The 24,612-nt window shown below is 75.0% G+C and carries 29 protein-coding genes; 10 read left to right on the top strand and 19 right to left on the bottom strand.

Features of this window, described 5'->3' with window-relative positions:
• Positions 1-144: 144 nt before the first annotated feature.
• The 7 genes from ACI79U_RS05925 to ACI79U_RS05955 all read right to left on the bottom strand — a co-directional run bounded on the left by ACI79U_RS05925 (position 145) and on the right by ACI79U_RS05955 (position 4,872).
• Complete coding sequence (locus tag ACI79U_RS05925; protein WP_457066129.1) at positions 145-612, bottom strand: hypothetical protein; 468 nt, start codon at positions 610-612, stop codon at positions 145-147.
• Positions 609-1,037, bottom strand: coding sequence for a TadE/TadG family type IV pilus assembly protein (locus ACI79U_RS05930; RefSeq protein WP_457066127.1), 429 nt, complete (start codon positions 1,035-1,037; stop codon positions 609-611). Before ACI79U_RS05930 ends, ACI79U_RS05925 begins: the two co-directional genes overlap by 4 nt.
• A complete protein-coding gene (locus tag ACI79U_RS05935; protein WP_457066125.1) occupies positions 1,006-1,224 on the bottom strand; it encodes a hypothetical protein in 219 nt (72 codons plus the stop codon). Before ACI79U_RS05935 ends, ACI79U_RS05930 begins: the two co-directional genes overlap by 32 nt.
• Positions 1,225-1,253: 29 nt before the next feature.
• On the bottom strand, positions 1,254-2,195 hold the full coding sequence (locus ACI79U_RS05940; protein ID WP_457066124.1) for a type II secretion system F family protein: 942 nt from the start codon (positions 2,193-2,195) through the stop codon (positions 1,254-1,256).
• A complete protein-coding gene (locus ACI79U_RS05945) occupies positions 2,192-3,055 on the bottom strand; it encodes a type II secretion system F family protein (protein ID WP_457066122.1) in 864 nt (287 codons plus the stop codon). The genes ACI79U_RS05940 and ACI79U_RS05945 overlap by 4 nt, the downstream gene beginning before the upstream one ends.
• Positions 3,052-4,287 (bottom strand): CpaF family protein, encoded by a 1,236-nt coding sequence (locus ACI79U_RS05950; RefSeq protein WP_457072784.1) that lies wholly within the window; start codon positions 4,285-4,287, stop codon positions 3,052-3,054. Before ACI79U_RS05950 ends, ACI79U_RS05945 begins: the two co-directional genes overlap by 4 nt.
• A 192-nt stretch (positions 4,288-4,479) precedes the next feature.
• A complete protein-coding gene (locus ACI79U_RS05955) occupies positions 4,480-4,872 on the bottom strand; it encodes a hypothetical protein (RefSeq protein WP_457066118.1) in 393 nt (130 codons plus the stop codon).
• A 151-nt stretch (positions 4,873-5,023) separates the two neighbouring features.
• Between ACI79U_RS05955 and ACI79U_RS05960 the strand changes: the two genes are divergently transcribed.
• Together ACI79U_RS05960 and ACI79U_RS05965 are read left to right on the top strand one after the other, a co-directional pair.
• Positions 5,024-5,440 (top strand): hypothetical protein, encoded by a 417-nt coding sequence (locus ACI79U_RS05960; RefSeq protein ID WP_457066116.1) that lies wholly within the window; start codon positions 5,024-5,026, stop codon positions 5,438-5,440.
• Between the two features lie 9 nt (positions 5,441-5,449).
• A complete protein-coding gene (locus tag ACI79U_RS05965; RefSeq protein WP_457066114.1) occupies positions 5,450-6,136 on the top strand; it encodes a DNA alkylation repair protein in 687 nt (228 codons plus the stop codon).
• A gap of 24 nt (positions 6,137-6,160) precedes the next feature.
• On the opposite strand, the gene ACI79U_RS05970 is transcribed toward ACI79U_RS05965, so the two are convergent.
• Positions 6,161-7,099, bottom strand: coding sequence for a DUF808 domain-containing protein (locus ACI79U_RS05970; RefSeq protein ID WP_457066112.1), 939 nt, complete (start codon positions 7,097-7,099; stop codon positions 6,161-6,163).
• 106 nt (positions 7,100-7,205) lie between these two features.
• Positions 7,206-8,144, bottom strand: a complete 939-nt coding sequence (locus ACI79U_RS05975; protein WP_457066110.1) for an NADP-dependent oxidoreductase — start codon at positions 8,142-8,144, stop codon at positions 7,206-7,208.
• Between the two features lie 130 nt (positions 8,145-8,274).
• Here ACI79U_RS05975 and ACI79U_RS05980 point away from each other — a divergent pair, with 130 nt between their 5' ends.
• From ACI79U_RS05980 to ACI79U_RS05990, 3 genes are all read left to right on the top strand, one after another.
• Complete coding sequence (locus tag ACI79U_RS05980) at positions 8,275-9,585, top strand: glycosyltransferase (RefSeq protein WP_457066108.1); 1,311 nt, start codon at positions 8,275-8,277, stop codon at positions 9,583-9,585.
• On the top strand, positions 9,582-11,672 hold the full coding sequence (locus ACI79U_RS05985; protein ID WP_457066106.1) for a glycosyltransferase family 39 protein: 2,091 nt from the start codon (positions 9,582-9,584) through the stop codon (positions 11,670-11,672). The genes ACI79U_RS05980 and ACI79U_RS05985 overlap by 4 nt, the downstream gene beginning before the upstream one ends.
• Positions 11,673-11,796: 124 nt before the next feature.
• Positions 11,797-12,492, top strand: a complete 696-nt coding sequence (locus tag ACI79U_RS05990; protein ID WP_457066104.1) for a hypothetical protein — start codon at positions 11,797-11,799, stop codon at positions 12,490-12,492.
• Positions 12,493-12,535: 43 nt separating this feature from the next.
• Here the strand turns inward: ACI79U_RS05990 and ACI79U_RS05995 are convergent, their stop codons facing one another.
• From ACI79U_RS05995 to ACI79U_RS06005, 3 genes are all read right to left on the bottom strand, one after another.
• On the bottom strand, positions 12,536-13,489 hold the full coding sequence (locus ACI79U_RS05995) for an HpcH/HpaI aldolase/citrate lyase family protein (protein ID WP_457066102.1): 954 nt from the start codon (positions 13,487-13,489) through the stop codon (positions 12,536-12,538).
• A gap of 136 nt (positions 13,490-13,625) precedes the next feature.
• On the bottom strand, positions 13,626-14,549 hold the full coding sequence (locus ACI79U_RS06000) for a DMT family transporter (protein ID WP_457066100.1): 924 nt from the start codon (positions 14,547-14,549) through the stop codon (positions 13,626-13,628).
• Positions 14,546-15,457 (bottom strand): PhzF family phenazine biosynthesis protein, encoded by a 912-nt coding sequence (locus tag ACI79U_RS06005; protein ID WP_457066098.1) that lies wholly within the window; start codon positions 15,455-15,457, stop codon positions 14,546-14,548. The genes ACI79U_RS06000 and ACI79U_RS06005 overlap by 4 nt, the downstream gene beginning before the upstream one ends.
• Before the next feature lie 23 nt (positions 15,458-15,480).
• On the opposite strand from ACI79U_RS06005, the gene ACI79U_RS06010 reads away from it, so the two are divergent.
• A complete protein-coding gene (locus tag ACI79U_RS06010) occupies positions 15,481-16,719 on the top strand; it encodes a magnesium transporter MgtE N-terminal domain-containing protein (protein ID WP_457066096.1) in 1,239 nt (412 codons plus the stop codon).
• Complete coding sequence (locus ACI79U_RS06015) at positions 16,712-17,275, top strand: DUF1003 domain-containing protein (RefSeq protein WP_457066094.1); 564 nt, start codon at positions 16,712-16,714, stop codon at positions 17,273-17,275. The genes ACI79U_RS06010 and ACI79U_RS06015 overlap by 8 nt, the downstream gene beginning before the upstream one ends.
• A 1-nt stretch (position 17,276) precedes the next feature.
• Here ACI79U_RS06015 and ACI79U_RS06020 read toward each other — a convergent pair whose 3' ends face one another.
• Both ACI79U_RS06020 and ACI79U_RS06025 read right to left on the bottom strand, forming a co-directional pair.
• Positions 17,277-17,771, bottom strand: a complete 495-nt coding sequence (locus ACI79U_RS06020; RefSeq protein WP_457066092.1) for an AAA family ATPase — start codon at positions 17,769-17,771, stop codon at positions 17,277-17,279.
• A 10-nt stretch (positions 17,772-17,781) separates the two neighbouring features.
• Complete coding sequence (locus ACI79U_RS06025; protein ID WP_457066090.1) at positions 17,782-18,420, bottom strand: DUF6518 family protein; 639 nt, start codon at positions 18,418-18,420, stop codon at positions 17,782-17,784.
• Positions 18,421-18,536: 116 nt separating this feature from the next.
• Here ACI79U_RS06025 and ACI79U_RS06030 point away from each other — a divergent pair, with 116 nt between their 5' ends.
• Together ACI79U_RS06030 and ACI79U_RS06035 are read left to right on the top strand one after the other, a co-directional pair.
• On the top strand, positions 18,537-19,145 hold the full coding sequence (locus ACI79U_RS06030) for an acyl-CoA-like ligand-binding transcription factor (RefSeq protein ID WP_457066088.1): 609 nt from the start codon (positions 18,537-18,539) through the stop codon (positions 19,143-19,145).
• Positions 19,146-19,186: 41 nt separating this feature from the next.
• Complete coding sequence (locus ACI79U_RS06035) at positions 19,187-20,767, top strand: MDR family MFS transporter (protein WP_457066085.1); 1,581 nt, start codon at positions 19,187-19,189, stop codon at positions 20,765-20,767.
• Between the two features lie 62 nt (positions 20,768-20,829).
• On the opposite strand, the gene ACI79U_RS06040 is transcribed toward ACI79U_RS06035, so the two are convergent.
• Complete coding sequence (locus ACI79U_RS06040; protein ID WP_457066083.1) at positions 20,830-21,147, bottom strand: AzlD domain-containing protein; 318 nt, start codon at positions 21,145-21,147, stop codon at positions 20,830-20,832.
• A complete protein-coding gene (locus tag ACI79U_RS06045; RefSeq protein ID WP_457066081.1) occupies positions 21,144-21,842 on the bottom strand; it encodes an AzlC family ABC transporter permease in 699 nt (232 codons plus the stop codon). Before ACI79U_RS06045 ends, ACI79U_RS06040 begins: the two co-directional genes overlap by 4 nt.
• A gap of 152 nt (positions 21,843-21,994) precedes the next feature.
• On the opposite strand from ACI79U_RS06045, the gene ACI79U_RS06050 reads away from it, so the two are divergent.
• Positions 21,995-23,155 carry an Mrp/NBP35 family ATP-binding protein gene (locus ACI79U_RS06050; RefSeq protein ID WP_457066079.1) on the top strand — a complete coding sequence of 387 codons (1,161 nt, stop codon included), beginning with the start codon at positions 21,995-21,997 and terminating at the stop codon, positions 23,153-23,155.
• Between the two features lie 63 nt (positions 23,156-23,218).
• On the opposite strand, the gene ACI79U_RS06055 is transcribed toward ACI79U_RS06050, so the two are convergent.
• From ACI79U_RS06055 to ACI79U_RS06065, 3 genes are all read right to left on the bottom strand, one after another.
• Entirely contained in the window at positions 23,219-23,452 is a 234-nt protein-coding gene (locus ACI79U_RS06055) for a helix-turn-helix domain-containing protein (protein WP_457066077.1), read from the bottom strand.
• A complete protein-coding gene (locus ACI79U_RS06060) occupies positions 23,449-24,099 on the bottom strand; it encodes a DUF2975 domain-containing protein (protein WP_457066075.1) in 651 nt (216 codons plus the stop codon). The genes ACI79U_RS06055 and ACI79U_RS06060 overlap by 4 nt, the downstream gene beginning before the upstream one ends.
• A gap of 114 nt (positions 24,100-24,213) precedes the next feature.
• Entirely contained in the window at positions 24,214-24,609 is a 396-nt protein-coding gene (locus tag ACI79U_RS06065) for a twin-arginine translocase TatA/TatE family subunit (protein WP_457066073.1), read from the bottom strand.
• Positions 24,610-24,612: the final 3 nt, after the last annotated feature.

Consider the following 24,612-nt stretch of genomic DNA (forward strand, 5'->3'; position numbering starts at 1 on the left):
CACCCAGATCTCCTCGACCTCCGGGTCGTCGAAGACCCACCGCAGGAAGCCAGAGGCCCTCGCCCGCGCTGTTTCACCGGCGTTGTGCGCTGGTCGTCGGTTCGGCGGGCGGGAACCGACGACGAGTGCACAACGGCGGGCTGCTCAGCCGTTGACGTAGCGGTCGCGTTCGACGACGAACTGGCCGGTGGCGGTGTTGGCGTCGATGAACTCCGGCAGCAGCGGCACCCGCACGGTCACCGTCACGCACACGCTGAACTCCTCCCCCGGCACCAGCGACGGCGTGTACAAGCCCGCCGCCCCGCACCCGGAGCCCGCCGGCGCATAGGCCAGGACCACGTCGGTCGCCGCCACCGACTGGTCGGCCACCGCCACGGCCACCGCGGCCTCCGCCCGCGCCTGACCGGTCGCCAGGTCCGGCGCCGTCGCCAGCGCCCGGCCGGCCTCCCGCGCCGCCGCGTTCGCCGCGAACACCCCGCGCTGCACCGCCGAGAACCCCGCGATCACGTAGACCAGCGGCAGGAACACCACCAGCGCCACGAACACGAACTCCACGATCGCCGACCCGCGCTCACCGTCGCCCTGCCCCAGCCGTGCCCGCAGCCACCTCACCGCGTCTCCTCGACCGCGCGGCCGGTCACCGACAGCGGCAGCAGGTCACCCAGCCCGCCGATCAGCGACGGCACCGCCCCCGAGCACCGGACGACCACCAGCGTCAGCCCGGTCTCGTCGGTCTCCTCCACCGAGGCACAGTCCAGCCCGGCCGCCGTCCCCGCCGACGTCGCCCGCGCGATCACCTCCACCGCCCGCGCCGCCCCGACCTCGGCCGGCACGTCAGCGTTCGCCGCGTACCGGGCCCCCTCGGCCGCACTGGCCACCACCACGTTGCGCAGGTGCACGTAGACCGCCACCTGCAGCACCGCCAGCAGCAGCGCCAGGATCAGCACCCCGACCAGCACGAAGTCGACGACGGCGCTCCCCCGCTCACCGTCGTCGGCCGGGTGGCTACTGAACGGTCGTGACCGAGGACAGCGCATTGCTCACCGCGGTGACGATCGCCTCCCGGAACGGGACCAGGATCGCCAGCACCAGGGCCGCGGTCATCACCGTGATCATCACCCAGCCCGGGACATCGCCCCGCTCGGGATCCCCGTCGTCCAGCCGGTCCTGCAGCCGTGCCACCAGGGTGGCGAGCGTGGCGGTCAGGTACGCGTGGAAGCGCATCTGTCGTCCTTCCTCTTCGGTCACCGGCGTCACTGCGCCAGCGAGACGATGCTGATCAGGCCCGGGTACAGGGCGAACAGGACGGTGACCGGCAGCACCAGGAAGACGACCGGAACCATCATGGCGATCTCCTTGCGGCCACCGGCCTCCAGCAACCGGCGCTTGCCGGCCTCCCGGACGTCGGCGGCCTGCGCGCGCAGCACATCGGCCAGCGGGGTGCCGCGCTCGATGGCGACGACGACGCCGTCGACGAATCGGGCCAGCGCCTCCAGCGAGGTGCGGTCGGCCAGCTGCTGCAGCGCCTCGACCAGCGGCGTCCCCGCGCGAGCCCGGGCCAGCGCCGCGCCCAGCTCGCGGGCCAGCTCGCCACCGGACAGCCGGGTGACCCGGGCGATCGCCGCGACCGGGCTCTCCCCCGCCGTCACCGCCAGCGCCAGCAGCTCGGCCACCACGGGGAACTCGGCCAGCAGCAGCTCCTCGCGGCGCTGCACCTGCTGGGTGAGCCACCAGTCGCGGCCGAGCACCCCGCCGACCAGGCCGGCCACGCACAGCAGCACCGCCGAGAGCACGTTCACCGAACCGGCCAGCGCCGACCCGACCAGGGTCAGCAGCGCGCCACCGAGCAGGCCGAGCCCGCCCCAGACGACCTGCTCGACCCGGAAGTCCTCCACCGTGGTCTCCGCACCGAGGGCGTCCAGCCGCCGGCGCACCGCCACCCGGCCGCCGAGCAGCCGGTCGACGTGCCGGGCCCCGTCGGCGAGGACCGGGCCGAAGACCCGCCGGGCGGCGGTGAGCATGCCGGGCTGGGTCGCGGTGCCGAGCAGCCGCGACGGCGCCGGGGTGTCGTGCACGTAGGGCGCGAGCCGGTCGACCAGCCGCACCTGCCGGAACGGCGGGGAGAACGAGACCGCGAGGAGCACCCCGGACGCCGCCGCCAGCCCGAGCAGCATGCCCAGCAGACCCGCGCTCACTGGAGCACCCGGACGTCCTCGGGCAGCCGCCCGATCCGCTTCATCAACCGGTAGGCGACCAGGCAGACGGCGCCGCCGACCAGCAGCAGCACCATCCCGGTCGGGGTGTCGTAGGCGGTGAGCGTCTGCTGCTGGGTGGCGAGCAGGAGCAGCACGGCCCAGGGGGCGGCCACCGCGAGCCGCGCGGCCTGCACCACCCAGCCCTGCCGGGTCTCCAGCTCCGCCCGGGCACGGGCGTCCTCACGCAGGAACGCCGCCAGCGTGCGCAGCACCCGGCCCAGGTCGCTGCCGCCCACCTCCCGGGCCACTCGCAGCGTCTCCACGATCCGGTCGCCGACCGGGTCGGCGAGATCGTCCTTGAGCCGGTCGAGTGCGTCGGTGAAGCGCCCGCTGGAGCGGTGGTCGGCGGCGAACCGGGCGAAGAAGGGCCGCAGCACCTCCGGCCCGCGGACGGCGAGCGCGCCCAGCGCCTCGGGCAGCGAGAGACCGGCCCGCACCCCGGAGGCCAGGTTGTCGACCACCTCGGGCCACACCTCGCGCAGGTCCGCGCGGCGCTTGGCGGCCAGTCGCCGCACCAGCAGGTGCGGCACCGCCGCGCCGAAGACGCCGAAGACCGCGCTGATGCTCACCGTCGCCGTGGTCAGCAGCACCAGCAACGACGTCACCAGCCCGAGGCCGACCTGCAGCGCCACCAGCTGGGCGCCGTTGATGCCGGTGAGGCCCGCGGCGGCCAGCAGCTGCTGCCGCCGCCCCGACCGCGCGCGACCCGGCCGGCGCACGGGCGCCCGCGGGCCCGAGCGCCAGATGAGCAGCAGGCCGACGCCGAGCGCCAGCCCGAGCAGCCCACCGGGGACGGTCACGCCTCACCCAGCAGCGCGGCCAGGTCGAAGCCCGCGGCCGCGAACCGCTCGGCGTGCGGCGGGTAGCCGTCGGCGCGCACCAGCCGGCCCTCGCGGGAGGTGAAGACGTCGGCGGTCTCGACCACGCTGCCCTCGGCCCGGCCGGGCAGGGCCACGATCTCGCGCACCCGGCGCTGGCCGGACGGGTCGGTGCCGACGTGCACGACGAGGTCGACGCTGGAGGCGACGGTGGGGACGACGAACGCGTGACCGATGTTCTCCCCCGCCAGCAGCGGCAGCGTGCACATCTTCACCACGGCCTCACGGGCGCTGTTGGCGTGCAGCGTGCACATGCCCGGCAGGCCGGAGTTCAGCGCGATGAGCAGGTCGAGGCACTCCTCCTGGCGCACCTCGCCGACCACCAGCCGGGAGGGCCGCATCCGCAGCGCCTCCTTCACCAGACGGCGCAGCGGGATCTCCCCGGCGCCCTCGAGGTTGGCCTGCCGGGTCTGCATCGCCACCACGTCGGGCAGCGGGATGCGCAGCTCGAAGACCTCCTCGCAGGTCACCACCCGCTCCCGCGCCGGGATCGCCGCGCACAGGCAGTTGAGCAGCGTCGTCTTCCCCGCCTGCGTGCCACCGGCGACCAGGATGTTCAGCCCGGCGGCGACCGCCGCCTCCAGGAACCGCGCGGCCTGGGTGGTGATGGTGCCCAGCGCGACCAGCTCGTCGAGGCTGTGCGCCTGCAGCACGAACTTGCGGATGTTCACCGCCATGTGCCGGCGGGTGACGTCGGGGATCACCACGTGCAGCCGCGACCCGTCGGGCAGCATCGCGTCGACGAACGGCGTCGACATGTCGATCCGGCGACCCGAGGTGCGCAGCATCCGCTCGACCAGGTCGGCCAGCTCCCCGGCGCGCAGCACCGTCGTCGTCAGCTCCGACCGGCCCCGCCGCGCGATGAACACCCGGCCCGGCTCGTTGACCCAGATCTCCTCGACCTCCGGGTCGTCGAGGAACCGCTGCAGCGGGCCGTAGCCGGCCACCCGGTCCAGCACGTCCCGGACGACGCTCTCCGGGTCACCGATCGGCGGCAGCGCCGAGGACAGCGACCGCTCCGAGTAGTCGGTGACGACGTCGCGCACGAGCACCCGGACCGGCGCCGGGTCGGCGAACGGGTCGAGCCCGCGCCGGCGGATCAGCTCCCGCACCTCGCCGTCGACGACGTCGACCGCCGAGCCCAGAACCGCCACGATCCCCCCGTCGAACAGCCCAGATGCCACCAGAGTGCAGCGACTGTAAGGGCAGATCGGGTTCCGGCGGGAAGGCCCTGTGGACGAAGCGTGACGGGTTCACCCGGCCCTTCACCCGTTCAGGCGACCGTCAGGGCACCCCGGGTGGGACGCTGGTTGCAGTCGCTGTACCGAGTTGTCCTGGCCGGCCGCTCAGCCGGCCAGGACGAAGCCGTCGACGGCCGGGAAGTCGTCCGGCGCGAGCGGGAGCCCGGCCTGGTCGACCGCCGCATGCACCCCGGCCGGGTCGGCCGCGCCGTCGACCGCCGCGGCCAGGTCGCCGTAGGCGCTGAGCTGCTGCCGCACCGCGCGGGCGGTGGCGTCGTCCCCGGCCAGCACTGCCCGCCGCTGGGCCCGGGTGAGCAGCCCGACCCGGGTGGCCAGCGGGGTGAGGGCGGCGCGCTGCGCGGCGGCGAGATCGGCCGCCGCCCGGTTCAGCGTCGACTGCTCGTCGACCGGCGCCCCGGCCGACGAGCACCCGGTGAGCGCCAGGCCGGCGACTGCGGTGGCGAGGACGAGGGCGGTGCGGAGCGAGGAGGTGCGCATGGTGCCTTCCGGGAACGGTCCGGCCCCTGCGACCGGACCCGACCACTGCCCCGACTGCGCGGTGCGCCACCGGATGGTGCGCCATCGGTCACTCCTCGGGGGGAGGCTCATGGCCCCCGGTCCGGTCGGCAGGCTGCGGCAGGATCGGGGCATGGCCGCCTCCGACTCCCCCACCACCACCCGGACCGCCACCACCGCGACCGCCACCGAACGGCCCAACCCGATCTGGAGCGCCCTGATCGGGCTGACCTCGCTCGGCGTGCTGCTGCAGGGCCTGTGGGCTGGGCTCTTCCTCCGCCCCGACGCCGACGGCGGCACCTGGTACACGCTGCACCAGCGCGGCGCCGAGATCACCCTGACCCTGGCCGCGATCGCCACCATCGCCGCGGTGCTCTGGCTGCGGCACCGCCGCGACCTGCTCATCGGGACGGCGCTGCTGCTCCTGCTGCTGGTCGCCGAGTACTTCCTCGGGCGGGCCGGCGACGCCGGCCTCCCGCTGCACGTGCCGCTGGCCATGCTGCTGCTCGGCCTCGCGGTGTGGCTGCCGATGGCCGCCCGGCGCCGGTAGTCGGCCGCGATGGCCGCCGGCGCCGAGGTGACCGCGCTCGTCGCGGCCGTCCGGGACGCACTCCCCGCGGCCGGTGACCCGGAGCGGGCCCGCGGCATGCAGGCCTACCTCAAGACCGCCGAGCCCTGCCTCGGGGTGCGACTGCCGGAGGTCCGCCGGGTCGTCCGGGCCGCCGCCGGCGAGCACCCGCCAGGTTCGGCCGCCGACGTCGGCGCGGCGGCGGAGCTGCTCTGGCGCGGCGCCGCGAACCGGGAGGAACGCCACGCCGCCATCGCGCTCACCGGCCTGCCGGCAGCCCGGGCCGCCCTCGAGTTGCTGCCGCTGTACCAGGAGATGATCACCACCGGCGCCTGGTGGGACCTGGTCGACGGGGTGGCCCCGCGGATCCGGGACCTGCTGCTCGCCCACCCCGAGCAGGTGCGGCCGGTGCTGCGCGGCTGGGCCCGCGACCCGGACCGGTGGCTACGGCGCAGCGCGGTGATCGCCCAGCTGGGCGCCAAGGCGCGCACCGACACCGCGCTGCTCACCGAGGTGATCGAGGTCAACGCCGGTGACCCGGAGTTCTTCGTCCGCAAGGCGATCGGCTGGGCGCTGCGCGACCACGCCAAGACCGACCCGGCCTGGGTCAGCCGCTTCCTGGCCGAGCACGAGCTCAGCCCGCTCTCCCGCCGGGAGGCCGCCAAGCACCTGAGCTGAACGGCCAGGCACCTGAGCTGGACGTCAGTGCGCGGCGGCCTTGCCGCGGTGCACGGTGAGGTTCATGACCAGCACGATCAGCGCGCCGACGGCCAGCCCGATCAGCGCGCTGGCGAACGTGTTGACCAGCCAGCCCACCACCGAGCCGAGCGCGCCGGTGGCCTCGGCCGCCGCCTCCTCCAGGTGGTGCACCACGTCGTAGACGGCGTGCAGCCCCAGCTCGTCGCTGCCGACCAGCAGGATGTGCCCGCCCACCCACAGCATCGCCGCGGTGCCCACCACGGTGAGCAGCGCGAGCACCCGCGGCATCGCCGCCACCAGCCCGCGCCCGAACCGGGCCACGCCCGCCCGTGGCAGCTGGGCCAGCCGGAGGCCGACGTCGTCCATCTTCACCAGCAGCCCGACGAACCCGTACACCGCCACGGTGATCAGGACCGCGACGACCGCGAGGATCACCGCCCGGGCCAGGAACGCCTGGTCGACCACCTCGTTCAGCGCGATCACCATGATCTCCGCCGACAGGATGAAGTCGGTGCGCACGGCGCCGGAGACGATGGTGTCCTCGTCGGGGAGCGCCCCCTCCGCCGTGGTGTGGTCATCGGAGTGGCCGGCGACCTTCGCCCACAGCTTCTCCGCGCCCTCGTAGGCGAGGTAGCAGCCGCCGAGCATGAGGATCGGGGTGAGCAGCCAGGGCAGGAACTGGCTCAGCAGCAGCACCGCCGGCAGCAGGATCAGCAGCTTGTTGCGCAGCGAGCCCAGCGCGATGCGCCGCACGATCGGCAGCTCGCGCTCGGCCGCCAGGCCGCGCACGTACTGCGGGGTGACGGCGGCGTCGTCGACCACCACGCCCGCCGCCTTGGCGCTCGCGCGCCCGGCCGCCATGCCGACGTCGTCGATCGACGCCGCCGCGGCGCGCGCCAGCACCGAGACGTCGTCCAGGAGCGCTACCAGTCCACCCGCCACCACAAGTCCTTCCGGTCGGTCAGCGGTGTGCGCTGACCCCGACATCTTGCGGTGTCGCGCCGGCCCCCGCTCGCGCGCCGCGCGCGAGCGGGGAACGGCGGCGCCGTCAGAAGGTGATGACCAGCCGTCCGCGCACCCCGCCGGCCTCGAGCCGGCGGTGCGCCTCGGCGGCGTCGGCGGCCGGGAAGGTCTCCGCCAGCCGCAGGGTCACCACGCCCTTCTCGACCGCCTCGCGCAGCCCGTCGAGCTTCTCCTGCTCCTCGGCGTACTGGCCGACGAACACCGGGTGCACCTGCAGGTCGCGCTCGCCGTTGCCGGCGTAGCCGCGCACCGTGGTCACCTGGCCGCCGTCCTTGACCGCGGGCAGCACGGCCTCGTTCTGCACCGCGCCGTCGGCCAGCCCGTCGACGCCGTCGGGGTACTGCTCGCGGATCCGGTCGGCGACGTCGTCCCCGCGCCGGACGACGACGTCGGCCCCGAGCTCGCGCACCAGCTGCTCGTCGGCCTCCTTGGCGTCGGCGACGACGGTCAGCCCCTCGGCCTTGGCCAGCTGGATCACGTACCCGCCGAACGCCCCGGCCGCCCCGGTCACCGCGAGCACCTGGCCGGGCTGCAGCGCCATCGCGTCCAGCGCCTGCCGCGCGGTGAGCCCGTTCATCGGCAGGGTGGCGGCGGCCGCGTCGCTGGCGCCGGCCGGCACCCGGGCGATCGATCGCGCGGGAAGCACGATGTCCTCCCGGTAGGCGCCGTGCTGCCCGCTGGGCACGACGATCCCCATCACCCGGTCGCCGACCCGCAGGTCGGTCTCCACGCCCTCGCCGATCTCGGTGAGCACCCCGGCGAGGTCCATCCCGGGGATGTACGGGAACTCCTTCACCTGGTCCCGCTCGGCGTACCAGCCGCTGCGCAGGGCGGTGTCGGTCGGGTTGACCGTCGCCGCGGCCACCCGCACCCGCACCTGCCCGGGGCCCAGCGGCTCCTGCGGGACGTCGACCAGCTGCAGGGCCTCGGGCCCACCGAACTCCGTCACTCCGACTGCTCTCATGGCCTCCGGCCTACCCCCTCGGGCGCCTCGGGCACACCGGCCGACCACGTGGCGGAAACCACCCGCGACTCACAGCCGGCACGTAGGTCGGCCTGGGCGCAGCGCCAGCGGCGCACCCGACGGTTCCCCCATGCCACCGCTCCCCCGGGCGGGCGACGCACCCGCCCCCGCCGTCGAGCCCACGCCACCGGTCGTGGACGTCGTCGTCCCGGTGCACGACGAGGAGGCCGACCTCGGCCCGTGCCTGCGCCGGCTGCACGCCCACCTGTCCACGCAGCTGCCCTACCCGTTCCGGATCACCGTGGCGGAGAACGCCAGCACCGACCGCACGGTGGAGGTCGCCCGCGCGGTCGCCGCCGAGCTGCCCGGCATCGAGGTGCTGGTGCTGCCCGAGGCCGGCCGCGGCCGCGCGCTGCGCACCGCGTGGCTGCGCTCGGATGCCGCGGTGCTGGTCTACATGGACGTCGACCTCTCCACCGACCTCGCCGCGCTGCTGCCGCTGGTCGCCCCGCTGATCAGCGGCCACTCCGACCTGGCGATCGGCACCCGGCTGGCGCCGTCGTCCCGGGTGGTGCGCGGGGCGAAGCGGGAGGTGATCTCCCGCGGCTACAACCTGCTGCTGCGCGGCGCCCTGGCCACCCGGCTGTCGGACGCGCAGTGCGGCTTCAAGGCGATCCGCGCCGACGTCGCCGCCCGGCTGCTGCCGCTGGTCGAGGACACCGGCTGGTTCTTCGACACCGAGCTGCTGGTGCTCGCCGAGCGCAGCGGGCTGCGCATCCACGAGGTGCCGGTCGACTGGGTGGACGACCCGGACAGCCGGGTCGACATCGTGGCGACGGCGAAGGCCGACCTGGCCGGCATCGCGCGGATGCTGCGGGCGCTGAGCACCGGCCGGTTGCCGGTCGCCGAGCTGCGCGCCCAGCTGGGCCGCGGACCGCTGCCCGGTCCGCCGGCCGACCCGGTGCCCGGGGTGCCGGCCGGTCTGTTCGGCCAGCTGCTCCGCTTCGCCACCATCGGCGTGCTGTCGACGCTGGCCTACCTGGTGCTGTTCGTGCTGCTGCGCGAGGTGGTCGCCGCCCAGCCGGCCAACCTGGTCGCCCTGCTGCTCACCGCGGTCGCCAACACCGCGGCCAACCGGCGGCTCACCTTCGGCATCCGCGGCGCCCCGGGCGCCACCCGCGCGCACCTGCAGGGGCTGGTCGTGTTCGGCCTCGGCCTGGCGCTGACCAGCGGCACCCTCGCCGCGCTGCACGCGGTCACCCCGACGCCGTCCCGCCGCATCGAGCTGCTGCTCCTGGTCGGCGCCAACGCGCTGGCCACCCTGCTCCGCTTCCTGCTGCTGCGCGGCTGGGTGTTCCGCGCCGGCCGCGCCACGCCCCCCTCCCCGACCCGCACCGCCGACCCCGAGCCCGCCGTCCCGGCGCTGGAGACCTCCCGATGACCACCACCGTCCTGCCGCCGGCTGCCTCCCCCGCGCCGGCCGCACCCCAGCCGTCCCGGACCCGTGGGGCACTGCGCGGCCGCGCCACCGACCCGGTCTGGGTGCGCCCGGCGCTGCTCGGCCTGCTCCTCGCCACCGCGCTGCTGTACCTGTGGGACCTGGCCGCCTCCGGCTGGGCCAACGCCTTCTACGCCGCGGCCGCGCAGGCCGGCTCGGAGAGCTGGACGGCGTTCTTCTACGGCTCCTCCGACGCCGCCAACGCGATCACCGTGGACAAGCCACCGGCGTCGCTGTGGGTGATGGCGCTGTCGGTGCGGCTGTTCGGGCTCAACTCCTGGGCCCTGCTGGTGCCGCAGGCGCTGATGGGCGTCGCCACCGTCGGCGTGGTGTACCTGGCGGTGCGCCGCGTCGTCGGCCCCGGCGCCGGGCTGTTGGCCGGCGCCGCGATGGCGCTCACCCCGGTCGCGGTGCTGATGTTCCGCTTTGACAACCCCGACGCACTGCTCGTGCTGCTGCTGACCCTGGCCGGCTACGCGCTGACCCGCGCGCTGCAGACCGCGAGCCGGCGCTGGCTGATCGCCGTCGGCGTGCTGATCGGGTTGGCGTTCCTGACCAAGACGCTGCAGGCGGTGCTCGTCGTCCCCGGCTTCGCGCTGGTCTACCTGGTCGCGGCGCCCACCACGCTGCGCCGGCGGGTGGTCGACGTGCTGCTCACCGGGCTGGCGCTGGTGGTCAGCGGCGGATGGTGGGTCGCGGTCGTCGAGCTGGTGCCGGCGTCGATGCGGCCCTACGTCGGTGGCTCGCAGACCGACTCGGTGTGGGAGCTGATCTGGGGCTACAACGGCCTGGGCCGGCTGACCGGCAACGAGACCGGCAGCGTCGGCGGCGGTGGCGGCTGGGGCGAGACCGGGCTCGGCCGGCTGGTGAACAGCGAGATCGGCGGCCAGGTCGCCTGGCTGCTGCCCGCCGCCCTGGTGCTGCTGGCGGCCGGGCTGGTCGCGGTCGGGCGGGCGCCGCGCACCGACCTGCGCCGCGCGGCGCTGCTGACCTGGGGCAGCTGGCTGGTGGTCACCGGGCTCACCTTCAGCCTGATGGCCGGCATCTTCCACGCCTACTACACGGTGGCGCTGGCCCCGGCGATCGCGGCGCTGGTCGGCATCGGCGGCGGGCTGCTGTGGCAGCGGCGCGGCAGCTGGTGGGCGCGGACCGTGCTCGCCGTGACCCTGCTGGGCACGGCGCTGTGGTCGTTCGTGCTGCTCGGCCGCTCGGCGGACTTCCTGCCCTGGCTGCGCTGGGTGGTGCTGGTCGCCGGCGTGGTCGCCGCCCTCGGGCTGCTGGTGGCCCACCGGTTCGGCCGGGCGGTGGTGGCGGCAGTGCTGGCCGTCGGCATCCTGGCCGCGCTCGGCGGCCCGGCCGCGTACGCGGTGCAGACCGCCGGGACGGCGCACACCGGGTCGATCCCCTCGGCCGGCCCCACGGTGACGGGCGGCGCGGGCTTCGCCGCCGGCCGCGGCGGTGGCCCGGGCGGCGGCGGGGCACCCGGTGGTCAGGGCGGGTTCGGTCGGCAGGGCGGGTTCGGTGGGCAGGCGCCGACCGGCACCCCGCCGGCCGGTGGCGGCACCGGCCAGGGCCGGGGCGCCGGGCAGCTGCCCGGCGGTCAGGCACCCGGGCAGACCGGCACCACCGGGGCCCGGGGCGGCGGAGCGGGCGGTGGCATGGGCGGGCTGCTCGGCGCCGCCGACCCCAGCGCGGAGGTGGTGGCTGCCCTCGAGGAGGACGCCGAGTCCTTCACCTGGGTGGCGGCGGCCGTCGGCTCGAACAACGCGGCCGGCTACCAGCTGGCCACCGAGGAGCCGGTGATGGCGATCGGCGGCTTCAACGGCAGCGACCCCTCGCCCACGCTGGCGGAGTTCCAGCAGTACGTCGCCGCGGGACAGGTGCACTGGTTCGTCGGCGGCGGGATGGGGATGGCCAGCGACGGCGGCAGCAGTGCGTCGGCGGAGATCGCCGCCTGGGTCGCGGAGACGTTCACCGCGCAGACCGTCGACGGCGTGACGCTCTACGACCTGAGCGGTGCGACCGGCTGAGGTCTCCCGGCGACGGTCGTGCTCTGCTCACCGGGAGTGGGCAGAGCACGACTGCGCGGGGGGCGGGTTTCGGGCAGCGGAGCGGAGCCGGTCAGCCGGGCAGAGCGGGGTTACCGTCGGAGCGGTGACCCTCCGCCGTGCCCTGATCGCCGCGCTGGCCGCCGGGGCGCTCATGCTGACCGGGTGCGGCTCGTCCCCGGACGCGCCGGCCGACGCCGTCGGCCGGGGGACCGCGGAACCGGCCGCAGCGGATGACGCGGCCGCCGCCGCGGCCACGGCCGACCCGGCCGCAGCGGAGAGCCCCGCCGAGGCGGCCGTCGCCGTCGCCCTGCGAGCCGGTGATCTCCCGGCCGGCTGGTCGGTCCAGGCCAACCCGCTGCCGGCCGGGGCCGACCTCACGCAGAACCCGAGCCTGACCGGCATCTGCGGCCAGACCTTCGCCTCCGAGGCGCACCGGACCTCGAAGCAGCCGGTGGTCGGGCTGGACGGGACGGGCACGCCGCAGCTGTCCTCGGAGGCGATCGCCTACGACTCGCCGGCCGCCGCCGGGGCCGCCGTCCAGGAGCTGGTGCAGGCCTTCAGCAGCTGCCCGGAGGACCAGTACACCTTCGAGGCCGGTCCGAGCGCCGACGGCCTGGCCGCCAACAGCGTCGTCTTCCAGTACCGGCTCCCCGACGGCACGAGGCAGGTGGTCCTCGCGCAGGCCACCGGCCAGGTGCTGTCGGTGCTGATCGGCGAGGACCCGGCGATCACCGCGGCGGCCGGCCGCTCGATCGCCACCCGGATGTCCGCGCTGCCTGCCGGGGCGGTCGGCGGCTGACCGGCGGACGCCCCCAGACCGCCGCGTCCGCCGGTCCTCCGGCTCAGCTCTCCGGCGGGGTGAAGGACGACGTCCGGGTGAGCCCCGCGGCGCGGCCCTTGCCCGCGACGACCAGCGCCATCTTCCGGCTGGCCTCGTCGATCATCTCGTCGCCCAGCATCGCCGAGCCCTTCGCGCCACCGGCCTCCGACGTCGACCACTCGTAGGCGTCGAGGATCAGCTCGGCGTGGTCGTAGTCCTCCTGCGAGGGCGCGTAGATCTCGTTGGCCGCCTCGATCTGACCGGGGTGCAGCACCCACTTGCCGTCGAAGCCGAGCACCGCCGAGCGCTTGGCGACCTCGCGGAACCCGTCGACGTCGCGCACCTGCAGGAACGGCCCGTCGATGGCCTGCACGCCGCGGGCGCGGGCGGCCATCAGGATCGTCATGAGGATGTGGTGGAACGGGTCGCCCGGGTAGTCCGGGTGCAGCGCGCCGACCACCAGCGACTTCATGTTGATGCTGGCCATGAAGTCGGCCGGGCCGAAGACGATGGTCTCGATCCGCGGGCTGGCGAAGGCGATCTCGTTGACGTTGATCAGGCCCTGCGCGTTCTCGATCTGCGCCTCGATGCCGATCCGTCCCACCGGCAGGCCGTTGGCCCGCTCGACCTGGGTGAGCAGCAGGTCCAGCGCCTGGACCTGCGCGGCGTCGACGACCTTGGGCAGCATCAGGCAGTCCAGGTTCGCCCCGGCGCCCTCGACCACCTCGACGACGTCGCGGTAGGTCCACTCCGTCGTCCAGTCGTTGACCCGGACCACCCGGATCTTGTCGCCCCAGCCGCCCTCGTTCAGCGCGGCGACGATGTTCTTCCGGGCGCCGGGCTTGGCCAGCGGCGCGCAGGCGTCCTCCAGGTCCAGGAAGACCTGGTCGGCGGGCAGCCCCTTGGCCTTCTCCAGGAACCGGGGGTTGCTCCCAGGGACGGCGAGGTTGGAACGACGGGATCGGAGCTCGGCCACGGTGCCTCTCTTCCTACCGACGACGGTGTCGGGACCGGACAGTAGCGACGTCGATGAGCCTTCGTCCGCTCCGGCCGGCCATCTCGCAGGGGCCCACTGCGAGCTTGCGAGCGGTGGGGGGCGAGGTGGTCCTTCGTCAGGTGACGGGTTCGGTCACCGTCGCCGGGCGGCCCGCCCGGACCACCAGCGCGACCCCGACGACGACGGCGAGCATCCCGGGCAGTGCGAGCAGCGGCGGCGCCTGCTGCAGCAGCACCAGCGCGACCAGCAGCGCGCCGGGCACCTCCAGCAGGATCGCCAGGCCGACCACCGTCGGCCCGACCGTGGAGAGCACCTTGTTGAGGATCGTGTGCCCCAGCAGCTGCGCGCAGACGGTGATCGCCGCGATCAGCCACCAGTCGCGGGCGCTGAACCCGACCAGCGGCACCCCGGCGACCAGCGCGGCTCCGGCGAGGGTCAACGCGCAGGTGGAGTAGCAGACGACGGCGTAGGCCGAGGTGGTCAGCCGGACGCGGGCCCGCGCGCCGGCGAGCATGTAGCCACCGGCGCAGATCGCGCCGAGCAGCGCCAGCCCGTCACCGGCCAGCGCGGTCCACGAGACGGTGACGTCGACCCCGGCGATCAGCGCCGCACCGAACACCGCCAGCGCCAGCCCGGCCCACACCTGGCCGGGCAGCTGCACGCCGGAGACGCGAGCGGCCAGCGCCGTCCAGATCGGTGTGGTGGTGACCAGCGCGGTGGAGGCGGCCACGGTGGTCATCGAGAGGCTGGGCAGCCAGGCGGCGAAGTGCGCGGCCAGGAACAGCCCGGCCACCACCGAGCTGCCCAGCTGGCGGACCCCCACGCCGGCCAGCGCGGCGCGGTCGCGCAGCAGCAGCGGCACCAGCAGGACCGCGCCGGCGGCGTTGCGCCAGAAGGCGATCGCCACGAACGAGGTGGTCACCAGCGCAGTCAGCGGCCCGGAGAAGGAGACGCCGACCACCGCGACCGCCATCAGCGCCGCCTCCCGCCCGCCGGGCCGGGTGACCGACCACTCCGGTGCGGCGGCGGCCGTGCTCATGCCGGGACCCGGATGGTGCCCGTCGCGACCGGGACGACGGCGCCGGCGACGGTGGCCGCGGTGGCCCGCCCGCCGACGGTGGTGACCGTGCACTCCAGCACCGATGGGCGGCCGAGCTGCTCGCCCTGGCGGATCGTGTACCGCGCCGTCCCCTCGGCCGGCACCAGCCCGACGGCGGCCAGCCACACCCCGGCGCCCAGCGCGGCCGAGCCGGTGGCCGGGTCCTCGCCCCAGCGCAGGTCGCCGGCGAACACCCGGGCGCGGGCGGTCGCGGAGTCGGCGTCCCAGCTGAGCACCGAGATCCCCTCGCCGACGCCGAGCAGGTCCAGCGCCCCCTGGTCGGGGCGGGCCCGGTCGACCGCGCCCGGTCGCACCGCGAGGTAGGTGAACGGCAGGCCGCAGCCGGCCACGTGCGCGGGCGGCCCGGCCAGGTCGTCGGGGGTCAGCCCGACCGCGACCGCGACCGCCGCCGGATCGGGTGCGTCGGCCAGCGTGGGCGCGCCACCGCCGAGGGTCGCGCCGTCGTCGTCGACCGTCAGGTCGAGCACGCCGACGGCGCACTCCTGCCGCAGCTGCCCGGCGGGGAGCCGGCCGGTGCGCACCAGGGTGTGCGCGGCGCCGACGCTGGGGTGCCCGGCGAAGGGCAGCTCGGCGAACGGGGTGAAGATCCGCACCCGGTAGTCGGCGCCCGAGCCCGCGGTGGGGGCGCAGACGAACGAGGTCTCCGACAGGTGGAACTCGAAGGCGAGCGCCTGGCACTGCTCGGTGGTCAGCGCGTCGGCGTCCAGGACGACGGCGAGCGGGTTGCCCGCGTAGGCGCGGGGGGCGAACACGTCGACCACCTCGTAGGCCAGCCGCTCGGGTGCCGATCCATCAGGTGCCGGTCGATCAGGTGCCTGGGCGCTCACCCGCGCGACGGTAGCCTCCCCCCGTGACCACGGTGACGAGGGCGTACGTCTCCCGGATCGCCGGATTGACGGTCTTCGACCCCAACGGCGACCGGGTCGGCAAGGTGCGCGACGTGCTGGTCGCGCTGCGGGTGGGCAGCGCCACCCCGCGGGTGCTCGGGCTGATCCTCGAGGTCGTGGCGCGGCGCCGGATCTTCTGCCCGATGGGCCGGGTCACCGGGCTGGACGCCTCCTCGGTGACCCTCGCCTCCGGCACGGTCAACCTCAAGCGCTTCGAGCAGCGGGCCGGGGAGACGCTGGTGCTCGGCGAGCTGCTGGACCGGCGGGTGACGATCGACGAGTCCGGCCGCCCGGCGACCGTCGTCGACGCCGCGATCGAGCAGACCCGCACCGGCGACTGGGTGGTGGCCCGGCTGGCGGTGCAGGAGCCCGGGCGGCTGGGCCGGCGCGGTCAGCTGCAGCAGCTGGCCTGGGACGAGGTCAGCGGGTTGTCGCTGCCGGAGACCGGCCAGAGCGCGGAGACGCTCATCGCCACCTACCGCGAGCTCAACGCCGCCGACGTCGCGCACGCCCTGCAGGACCTGCCGATCAAGCGGCGGCACGAGGTGGCCGAGGCGCTGGACGACGAGCGGCTGGCCGACGTGCTCGGTGAGCTGCCCGAGTCCGAGCAGATCACCATCCTGGGCACGCTCCACGAGGGCCGCGCGGCCGACGTCCTGGAGGAGATGGACCCCGACGACGCCGCCGACCTGCTCGCCGAGCTCTCCAACGTCGACCGGGACCGGCTGCTGGAGCTGATGGAGCCCGACGAGGCCGAGCCGGTCCGGCAGCTGCTGAAGTACTCCGAGGACACCGCCGGCGGCATCATGACCAGCGAACCGATCATCCTCTCCCCCGACGCCACGGTCGCCGAGGCGCTCGCCCGGGTGCGGGCGCCCGAGCTCAGCCCGGCGCTGGCCAGCCAGGTCTACGTCTGCCGGCCGCCGTCGGCCACCCCCACCGGCCGGTACCTGGGTCTGGCGCACATCCAGCGACTGCTGCGCGAACCGCCGTCCACGCTGGTCAGCGGCGTGCTCGACGACATGGACCCGCTGCGCCCGGAGGCCCCGCTGGCCGAGGTCACCCGGTACTTCGCCACCTACAACCTGGTGGCCGCCCCGGTGGTCGACGCGCAGCGGCACCTGGTCGGCGCGGTCAGCGTGGACGACGTGCTGGACCACCTGCTGCCCGAGGACTGGCGCGAGCGGTCCCGTCGTGGCTGAGCCCGACCGCCGGGCCGACCTGCGGCTGGACCAGCCGCGCGGGGCCCGCAGCCTGGGCACGTTCGTGCGGCCGGACCCCGACGCGGTCGGCCGGTTCGCCGAGGGCATCGCCCGGTTCCTGGGCACCGGGCGGTTCCTCGCGGTGCAGACGGTCATCGTGATCATCTGGATCACCCTGAACGTGACCGCGGTCAACCTGCGCTGGGACCCCTACCCGTTCATCCTGCTGAACCTGGCCTTCTCCACCCAGGCCGCCTACGCCGCGCCGCTGATCCTGCTCGCGCAGAACCGGCAGACCGACCGCGACAAGGTGCTGGCCGAGGAGGACCGGGCGCGCGCCACCCAGAACCGGGCCGACACCGAGTACCTGGCCCGCGAGCTGGCCTCGCTGCGAGTGTCGATCGGGGAGCTGGCGACCCGCGACTTCATCCGCGGCGAGCTGAACCGGCTGGTGCCCGACGACGGCGACGAGCGGGACCGGGAACGGGAGCGGGAACGGGAACGCAAGAAGCGGGACAAGAAGCGTCGCGAGGCGGCCGCCGACCCGGTCGGCTGAGCTAGCTGACGACGGCGAGCACCGCGGCGACCGGGTCGCCGACGGCCGTGTCGACGACGGTGTGCCGCTCGTGCCACTGGTCGACCCGCCGGGCGCGCACCTGGGCCCAGGTCGGCACGGTGTGCCCGGGCAGGTCGGCGACGCGCTGCTCGACCCGGCGCCGGTGCTCGGCCGGGTCGGTGCAGATCGACCGCACCCAGTACACGGGCGTGCCGTGCCGGGCGGCCAGGTCGCGGAACGGCCGCCGGGCCGCGGCCACGTCGAAGACCGCGTCGACGACGACGTCCGTGCCGGCGGCGAGGCAGGTGTCGGCGGCGGCGAGCGCCAGGTCGTAGCCGTGGGCGCCGACGTCGTCGGGGCCGGCGACCAGCTGCTGCCGGACCAGCGCCGCCTCGAAGGCGTCGATCCGCAGGTGCGCGGCGGGCAGTGCGGCCGCGACCGCCCGCGCGAGCGTCGTCTTGCCGACCCCGGGCAGCCCGCCGATCACGATGAGCACGAGTGCCTCCTCAGACGAACCGGTGCAGCAGGTCCAGCGCCGACGGGGCCAGCCAGACCGCTGGGACGGCGAACGCGGTGGCCCACAGGCGGGTGCGCCGGTCCCGCGGCAGGACGGCGACCAGCGCGACCGCGGTGACCAGCTCGGCGGCGACCTGCACCGGCCGGTCGGGCAGGAGCAGACCGGGCTGGACCCACTCCGACCGCAGCTGCCGGGCCGCGCCGCTGCCGAGCACCAGGCCGGCCGGTACCCCGAGCAGCGCACCGGGCAGCCAGCCGGCCCGCCGGGTGGCCCGGTGCACGACGGCGCCGGTGGCCGGGACGGCGGTGGCGGAGAGCAGCAGCCAGACGACGAGCAGCCGCCCGGACCAGCCGAAGTCGAGGACGAGCGCGGCCCAGGCGTAGTAGGCGACCGTCATCGCGGCGAAGAAGACCCCCGCCCGGACGGCGGCCGCACGGACCGTGCCGGCCAGCCGGCCGATCAGTGCCACCGCGAGCACCCAGGCCGCCGGGTACGTACCGAGGTCGGCGGCCCACCGCCAGCCCGACTCGTCGCCGGCCTTCGCCGCGACACCGGCGACCACACCCGCCACCGCGACCAGCGCGAGGGGCGTCCACCGGCGGGGTGGCGCCTCGGTGGTGGCCGTCACGGGGCCGATCGTGCCGTCGTGGTCGGCCGGGCGCCGTCCGCCGCGCCGCACCACGGTGACTAGCTGCACACTGCGCAAGCTTGCACAGTGTGCATGATCTCGCGCATGCTCCTCCGGTGACCGAGCGAGGACTGCGCGAGCGGAAGAAGGCCGACACGCGTGCGGCGCTGGCCGCCGCGACCCTCCGGCTGGCGATCGACCTCGGCTGGGAGCACGTCACGGTGGAGGCGATCGCCGACGCCGCCGGGGTCTCCTACCGGACCTTCTTCAACTACTTCTCCGCCAAGGAGGACGCGCTGGTGTTCCCGGCCGGCGCCGACCAGACGAGGTTGTCCGCCCGGCTGCGCGCCCAGCCGGCCGGGCTCGGCGCTCTCGCGGCCGCCCGAGCCGCCCTGCGCGAGGAGCTCACCGAGCTGGAGGCCGACGCTGCCGCGCTGCACGACCGGATCACCGTGATCGCCGGCAACCCCTCGCTGCTCCCCCGGCTGGTCGAGGTGAGCGCGGCCGACGAGCGCGAGGTCGCCGTGGCCATCGCCGAGCGCACCGGGCAGGACCCGGGGACCGCGCTGCACCCCGGCCTGCTCGCCGCGGTGCTGTCCGCCGCCGTCCGGGTGACCTTCGCCCGCTGGCACGCGCAGCACGGCGCCGTCCCGCTCACCACCCTGCTCGACGAGGCGCTGGACGCGCTGGCCGCCGGCCTGCCCGAGCCCGGCCCGACCTCCTGACCTCGCCTCCCCCACCGACCCACAGCACTGACAGGAGCACCATGTCCACGACCGCGGAGACCGGTCCGGCCGGAGCGGCCAGCACCGAGGCCAGGATGAGCCGACGGGAGGTCCTGCAGGCCCTGTCCGGCCTGATGGTGGGCATCTTCGTGTCGATCCTGGCGGCGACCGTCGTCTCCAACGCCCTGCCGGTGATCATCGCCGACCTGGAGGGCAGCCAGTCGATCTACACCTGGGTCGTCACCGCCGAGCTGCTCGCCATGACGGCCTCGGTGCCGCTGTGGGGCAAGCTCGCCGACCTGGTGAGCCAGAAGCTGCTGGTGCAGCTGTCGTTGACCCTGTTCGTCGCCGGGTCGCTGCTGGCCGGGTTCTCGCAGGACACCACGATGCTGATCGTCGCCCGGGTGATCCAGGGACTGGGTGCCGGCGGCCTCACGGCGCTGGTGCAGATCGTGATGGCCGCGATGATCCCGCCGCGCGAGCTGGGCCGGTACGCCGGCATCTTCGGCGCCGTCTTCGCCGTGGCCACCGTCGCCGGGCCGCTGATCGGCGGCGTCATCGTGGACACCTCGTGGCTGGGCTGGCGGTGGTGCTTCTTCATGGGGGTGCCGTTCGCGCTGCTGGCGATCGTGCTGCTGCAGAAGACGCTGAAGCTCAAGCAGGTCCGCCGCGGCGACGTGCAGATCGACTGGCTGGGCGCGCTGCTGATCACCGCCGGGGTGAGCACCCTGCTGATCTGGGTGACCCTGGCCGGCAACGACTTCGACTGGCTCTCCGGCACCACCGCGCTGATGGTGGGTGGCGCCGTGGTGCTGCTCGCCCTGGCCCTCGTCGTCGAGTCGCGGGTGGACGAGCCGGTCATCCCGCTGGGCATCTTCCGCAACCGCACCGTCACCCTCACCACGCTGGCCAGCGCCCTGGTCGGGATCGCGATGTTCGGCGGCACCGTCTTCCTGTCCCAGTACTTCCAGATCTCGCTGGGCTACTCCCCCACCGAGGCCGGGCTGCTCTCGCTGCCGATGGTCGCCGGCCTGCTGGTCTCCTCGACCGTGGCCGGCGCGCTGATCACCAAGACCGGCACCTGGAAGCGGTTCCTGGTCGCCGGCGGTGTGCTGATGACCGTCGGCTTCGGCCTGCTGTCCACCATCGACGCGCAGACCTCGATCTGGCTCCTCGGCGCGTTCATGGTGGTGCTCGGGGTCGGCGTCGGCCTGCTGATGCAGAACCTGGTCCTCGCGGCGCAGAACGACGTCCCGGCCCGCGAGCTCGGCTCGGCGACCTCGGTGCTGTCGTTCTTCCGCAGCCTGGGCGGCACGATCGGGGTCAGCGTGCTCGGCGCGGTGCTCGCCAGCCGGGTCGCGGGCGACCTGGCCGTGCTCGGCGGCGGCACCGGCGGGGAGGGCGAGACCACCGTCCCCGACGTCTCGAGCCTGCCGCCGGAGGTGGCCCGCGTGGTCCAGGACGCCTACGGCAGCGCCACCGCCGAGCTGTTCCTCATCGCGACCCCGCTGGCCGCCCTGGCCCTGCTGGTGGTGCTCTTCATCAAGGAGAAGCCGCTGAAGACCACCAGCGGTGCCGAGCGGCTGGCCGAGGAGCAGACGCAGCTGCCGCTCGCGCACTGACCGGATCCCGCACGACGACGGCCGTGGTCCCTCGAGGACCACGGCCGTCGGTGCGTCCGGGATCAGCCGCCGACGACGTGCACCAGCGCCCCGGCGGCGCCGGCGAGCACCAGGACGATGATGAACGGGGCCCGCAGGGCCAGCGCGAGGGCGGCCACCGCCAGTCCGACGAGCCGCCCGTCGAGCACCAGCATCGAGCCCGACGTGGCCGCCTGGACCGCGACCAGCGCGGCGAGCAGCGCGGCCGGCACGAACTCGACGATCCGGGTGACCCAGGGCTGCTCGACCCAGGTGGCCGGCACCGACAGCCCGGCGAGCTTGAGCAGGTAGCAGCCGACCGAGGCGACCAGCACGACCGTCCACAGCGTTCCGCCGCTCACGCCGCCTCCTCCCGCGCGCGGCGCGGCCGGCCGACCAGCGCGACGGCGACCACGGCGAGCACGACCTGCGCGCCGGCGGGCACGACCGGGGTGAGCGCCAGCGCGATGACGGCGCCGGCCAGGGCGACCCGGCGCTGCACCCGGGGCTCGCGCGCGGTGCGTCGCAGCCGCGGCCAGAGCAGCGCGAGGAAGGCGGCCGGCACGATCGAGTCCAGCGCGGCCTGCGCCGTCTCCCCGAGCGCCGCGGCGCCCATCGAGCCGATGAGCGTGGTCAGGTTCCAGCCCAGGTAGATGGTGGCGCCGGTGGCCCAGAAGGCGAGCCGGCCGAGCTCCCGGTCGGGGGCGGCGACGGCCATCGCCGTGGTCTCGTCGATCACCCAGTGGGCGGCCCCGGCCCGCCGCCACCACCCACGTGGGGCGAGCAGCGGCGCCATCCGGACGCCGTAGACGGTGTTCCGGGTGCCCAGCAGCAGGGCACTGCCGACGGCGGCGAGCGGACCCCCGCCGGCACCGACGACGCCGACCAGCGCGAACTGCGAGGCGCCGGTGAACATCAACGCGGACATGGTCACCGCCTGCCAGGTGTCCAGCCCGGCCCCCGCGGCGGCGGCGCCGAACGCCACCCCGTAGAGGCCGACGGCGGCGCCCAGCCCGACGGCGTCCCGCAGCGTCGCGGACCGGGCGGAGCGGGGCACGGGGGCACCCTAGTGAGTGGCACCGGCATGCCCCGGCTCACACCGCCGACCAGCAGGTCCGCCCCGGCCCGGCCGTACAGTGGGGGGCGCCCGCGCGCGAGCTCTCCGCGAGCCGACTCCCGCTGGCCCCCGTCGAAGGAGATCCGTCCCGTATGTCCGACACGCTGACCGGCTCGCCGGCGCTCGACGCCGTGAACGCGGCCCTGGCGACCGTCCAGGACCCGGAGATCAACCGTCCGCTGCCCGAGCTGGGCATGGTCAAGGACGTGCAGATCGGGATCGGCGGCGACCCGGGCGCGGTGCGCATCGAGGTCTACCTGACCGTCGCCGGCTGCCCGATGCGCGAGACCATCACCAGCCGGGTCACCCAGGCCGTCGGCGCCGTTCCCGGCGTCACCTCCGTCCAGGTCGGCCTGGACGTGATGAACGACGAGCAGCGCTCCGAGCTGCGCAAGACCGTCCGCGGCACCGACGCCGCCGAGCCGGTGATCCCCTTCGCCCAGCCCGGCTCGCTGACCCGCGTCTACGCGGTCGCCTCCGGCAAGGGCGGGGTCGGCAAGTCCAGCGTCACGGTCAACCTGGCCGCCGCGATGGCGAAGAAGGGTCTGTCGGTCGGCGTCGTCGACGCCGACATCTACGGCCACTCGGTGCCCCGCATGCTCGGCGTCGACGACAAGCCCACCCAGGTCGACAACATGATCATGCCGCCGCAGGCGCTGGGCGTGAAGGTCATCTCGATCGGCATGTTCACCCCGGGCAACACCCCCGTGGTGTGGCGTGGCCCGATGCTGCACCGGGCGCTGCAGCAGTTCCTCGCCGACGTGTGGTGGGGCGACCTCGACGTCCTGCTGCTCGACCTGCCGCCCGGCACCGGCGACGTGGCGATCTCCATCGCCCAGCTGCTGCCCAACGCCGAGATCCTCGTCGTGACCACCCCGCAGCAGGCCGCCGCCGAGGTGGCCGAGCGCGCCGGGGCGATCGCCACCCAGACCCACCAGCAGGTGGTCGGCGTCATCGAGAACATGTCCTGGCTGGAGCTGCCCGACGGCTCCCGCATGGAGATCTTCGGTTCCGGCGGCGGCGAGGCCGTCTCCGACGCCCTGACCAAGACGCTCGGCGCGCGGGTGCCCCTGCTGGGCCAGGTGCCGCTCGACGTCCGGCTGCGCGAGGCCGGCGACTCCGGCGCGCCGATCGTGCTCGCCGAGCCCGACGCCCCGGCCGCGAAGGCGCTGACCGCGATCGCCGAGGGGCTCACCGCGCGCTCCCGCGGCCTGTCCGGCATGTCGCTGGGGCTCACCCCGGTCGGCCGCTGACCTGATCGACGGCACGCACGGCGAGAGGCCGGTCTCCCCCGCGGGAGGCCGGCCTCTCGCCGTTCAGCGGCGGGGCGCGACGCCGAGGACGTCGCCGGGCTGGCAGTCCAGCGCATCGCAGATGGCAGTGAGCGTGGAGAAGCGGATCGCCCGCGCCCGGTCGTTCTTCAGCACCGACAGGTTCACCACCGTCACCCCCACCCGCTCCGCGAGCTCGGTGAGGGTCAGCCCGCGGTCGGCGAGCAGCTCGTCGAGGTGGCAGACCACCCGGTGCCCGTCGGCGTCGACCGGGCTCACACCAACCCCGCGACGTCCCGGTCCAGCCGCTCCCCCTGCCGGAACGCCTCGGCCAGGACCAGCAGGAGCAGGCCGACCAGCAGGGGGCCGAACGAGAACTCCAGCCCGAGGACGAACGGCGCCCCGGGGCCGGTGAGCCCCAGCCGGTCCAGGACGACCAGTGCGCCGACCTGCGGCAGCAGCGGCCCGACGTACCCCGCCACCAGCACGACCACCGCCAGCGCGCCGAGCCGCCGGGCGTTGCCCGTGCCGAACGGGCGCCCGGACGCCACCGAGGCGAGCAACCGTCGCAGCAGCCAGGCGGCCACGCCGATCGCCAGCCCGGTGACGGCGGCGTCCCCGCGGGACAGCAGCTGCTCGGGGACCGTGGAGTCCCAGGCGCCGAGCTCCAGCTGGTCACCGGTGTTCAGCACGGACACCTGCGCCCTGTCGGGGAGGCCGCCCACCGGGAACGGGACCCGCCCGTCAGCGGGCGTGGGTCCGGTGTCCTCGAGCTCCACCGGCACCCGGACGGTCGCCGGCGCCTGCGTCGCACCGTTGAGCGCGTACACCGGCCCGGCCACCGCAGCGACGATCCCGACGACGGCCAGCACGGTGCTCAGGAACCCGATGAGACGCGGCCCCGCATAGGCAGTCCGTTCCGCCACGGAGCCCCCCAGTTATCGACCGTCGATGTGCCTGCGGGGCAGCGGTCTGCCCATCGACGGACGATGTGTCCAGCTTCCCCGTGCGGCCGCGGTGTCGTCCGGGAGGACGACAGATCACGTCGCGTCGGAGTCGAACGGCGGCGGGACGGAGGAGTCCCGGGACCGGCCGGCCTGCGAGGGCCGGGCGGCTCCGGCAGCCGCGGCGGCGGCGAGCCCGGTGCTCCCGGTGGCGCTCCCGCGCTGCGTGACGGGCTCGTCGTCGTCGGCGAGCAGCTGCTGCCGGATGAACGTCTTGGGGTGGTACTGCCGCAGGTCGATGTCGCGCAGGTGGTCGAAGTCGTCGCCCAGGCTCTCGTGCAGCTGCCCACGCATCCCGGTCATCGCCGACCGGGCCTTCTTCAGCCCGCTGGCCGCGTCCTTGGCCAGGTCCGGCAGCCGGTCGGGCCCGAAGATGAACAACGCGGCCAGCGCCACGATGATGATCTCGCCCCAGCCGATCGAGTCGAACACCGT

The sequence above is a fragment of the Modestobacter sp. SYSU DS0904 genome (assembly GCF_054051115.1).

Coding starts and splice junctions, on each gene's coding strand:
- ACI79U_RS05975 (WP_457066110.1), bottom strand. CDS start 8,144: ATGAGAGCAGTCGGAGTGACGGAGTTCGGTGGGCCCGAGGCCCTGCAG.
- ACI79U_RS06035 (WP_457066085.1), top strand. CDS start 19,187: ATGTCCACGACCGCGGAGACCGGTCCGGCCGGAGCGGCCAGCACCGAG.
- ACI79U_RS05960 (WP_457066116.1), top strand. CDS start 5,024: ATGGCCGCCTCCGACTCCCCCACCACCACCCGGACCGCCACCACCGCG.
- ACI79U_RS05985 (WP_457066106.1), top strand. CDS start 9,582: ATGACCACCACCGTCCTGCCGCCGGCTGCCTCCCCCGCGCCGGCCGCA.
- ACI79U_RS05930 (WP_457066127.1), bottom strand. CDS start 1,037: ATGCGCTGTCCTCGGTCACGACCGTTCAGTAGCCACCCGGCCGACGAC.
- ACI79U_RS06050 (WP_457066079.1), top strand. CDS start 21,995: ATGTCCGACACGCTGACCGGCTCGCCGGCGCTCGACGCCGTGAACGCG.
- ACI79U_RS05980 (WP_457066108.1), top strand. CDS start 8,275: ATGCCACCGCTCCCCCGGGCGGGCGACGCACCCGCCCCCGCCGTCGAG.
- ACI79U_RS06000 (WP_457066100.1), bottom strand. CDS start 14,549: ATGAGCACGGCCGCCGCCGCACCGGAGTGGTCGGTCACCCGGCCCGGC.
- ACI79U_RS05965 (WP_457066114.1), top strand. CDS start 5,450: ATGGCCGCCGGCGCCGAGGTGACCGCGCTCGTCGCGGCCGTCCGGGAC.
- ACI79U_RS05935 (WP_457066125.1), bottom strand. CDS start 1,224: ATGCGCTTCCACGCGTACCTGACCGCCACGCTCGCCACCCTGGTGGCA.
- ACI79U_RS05955 (WP_457066118.1), bottom strand. CDS start 4,872: ATGCGCACCTCCTCGCTCCGCACCGCCCTCGTCCTCGCCACCGCAGTC.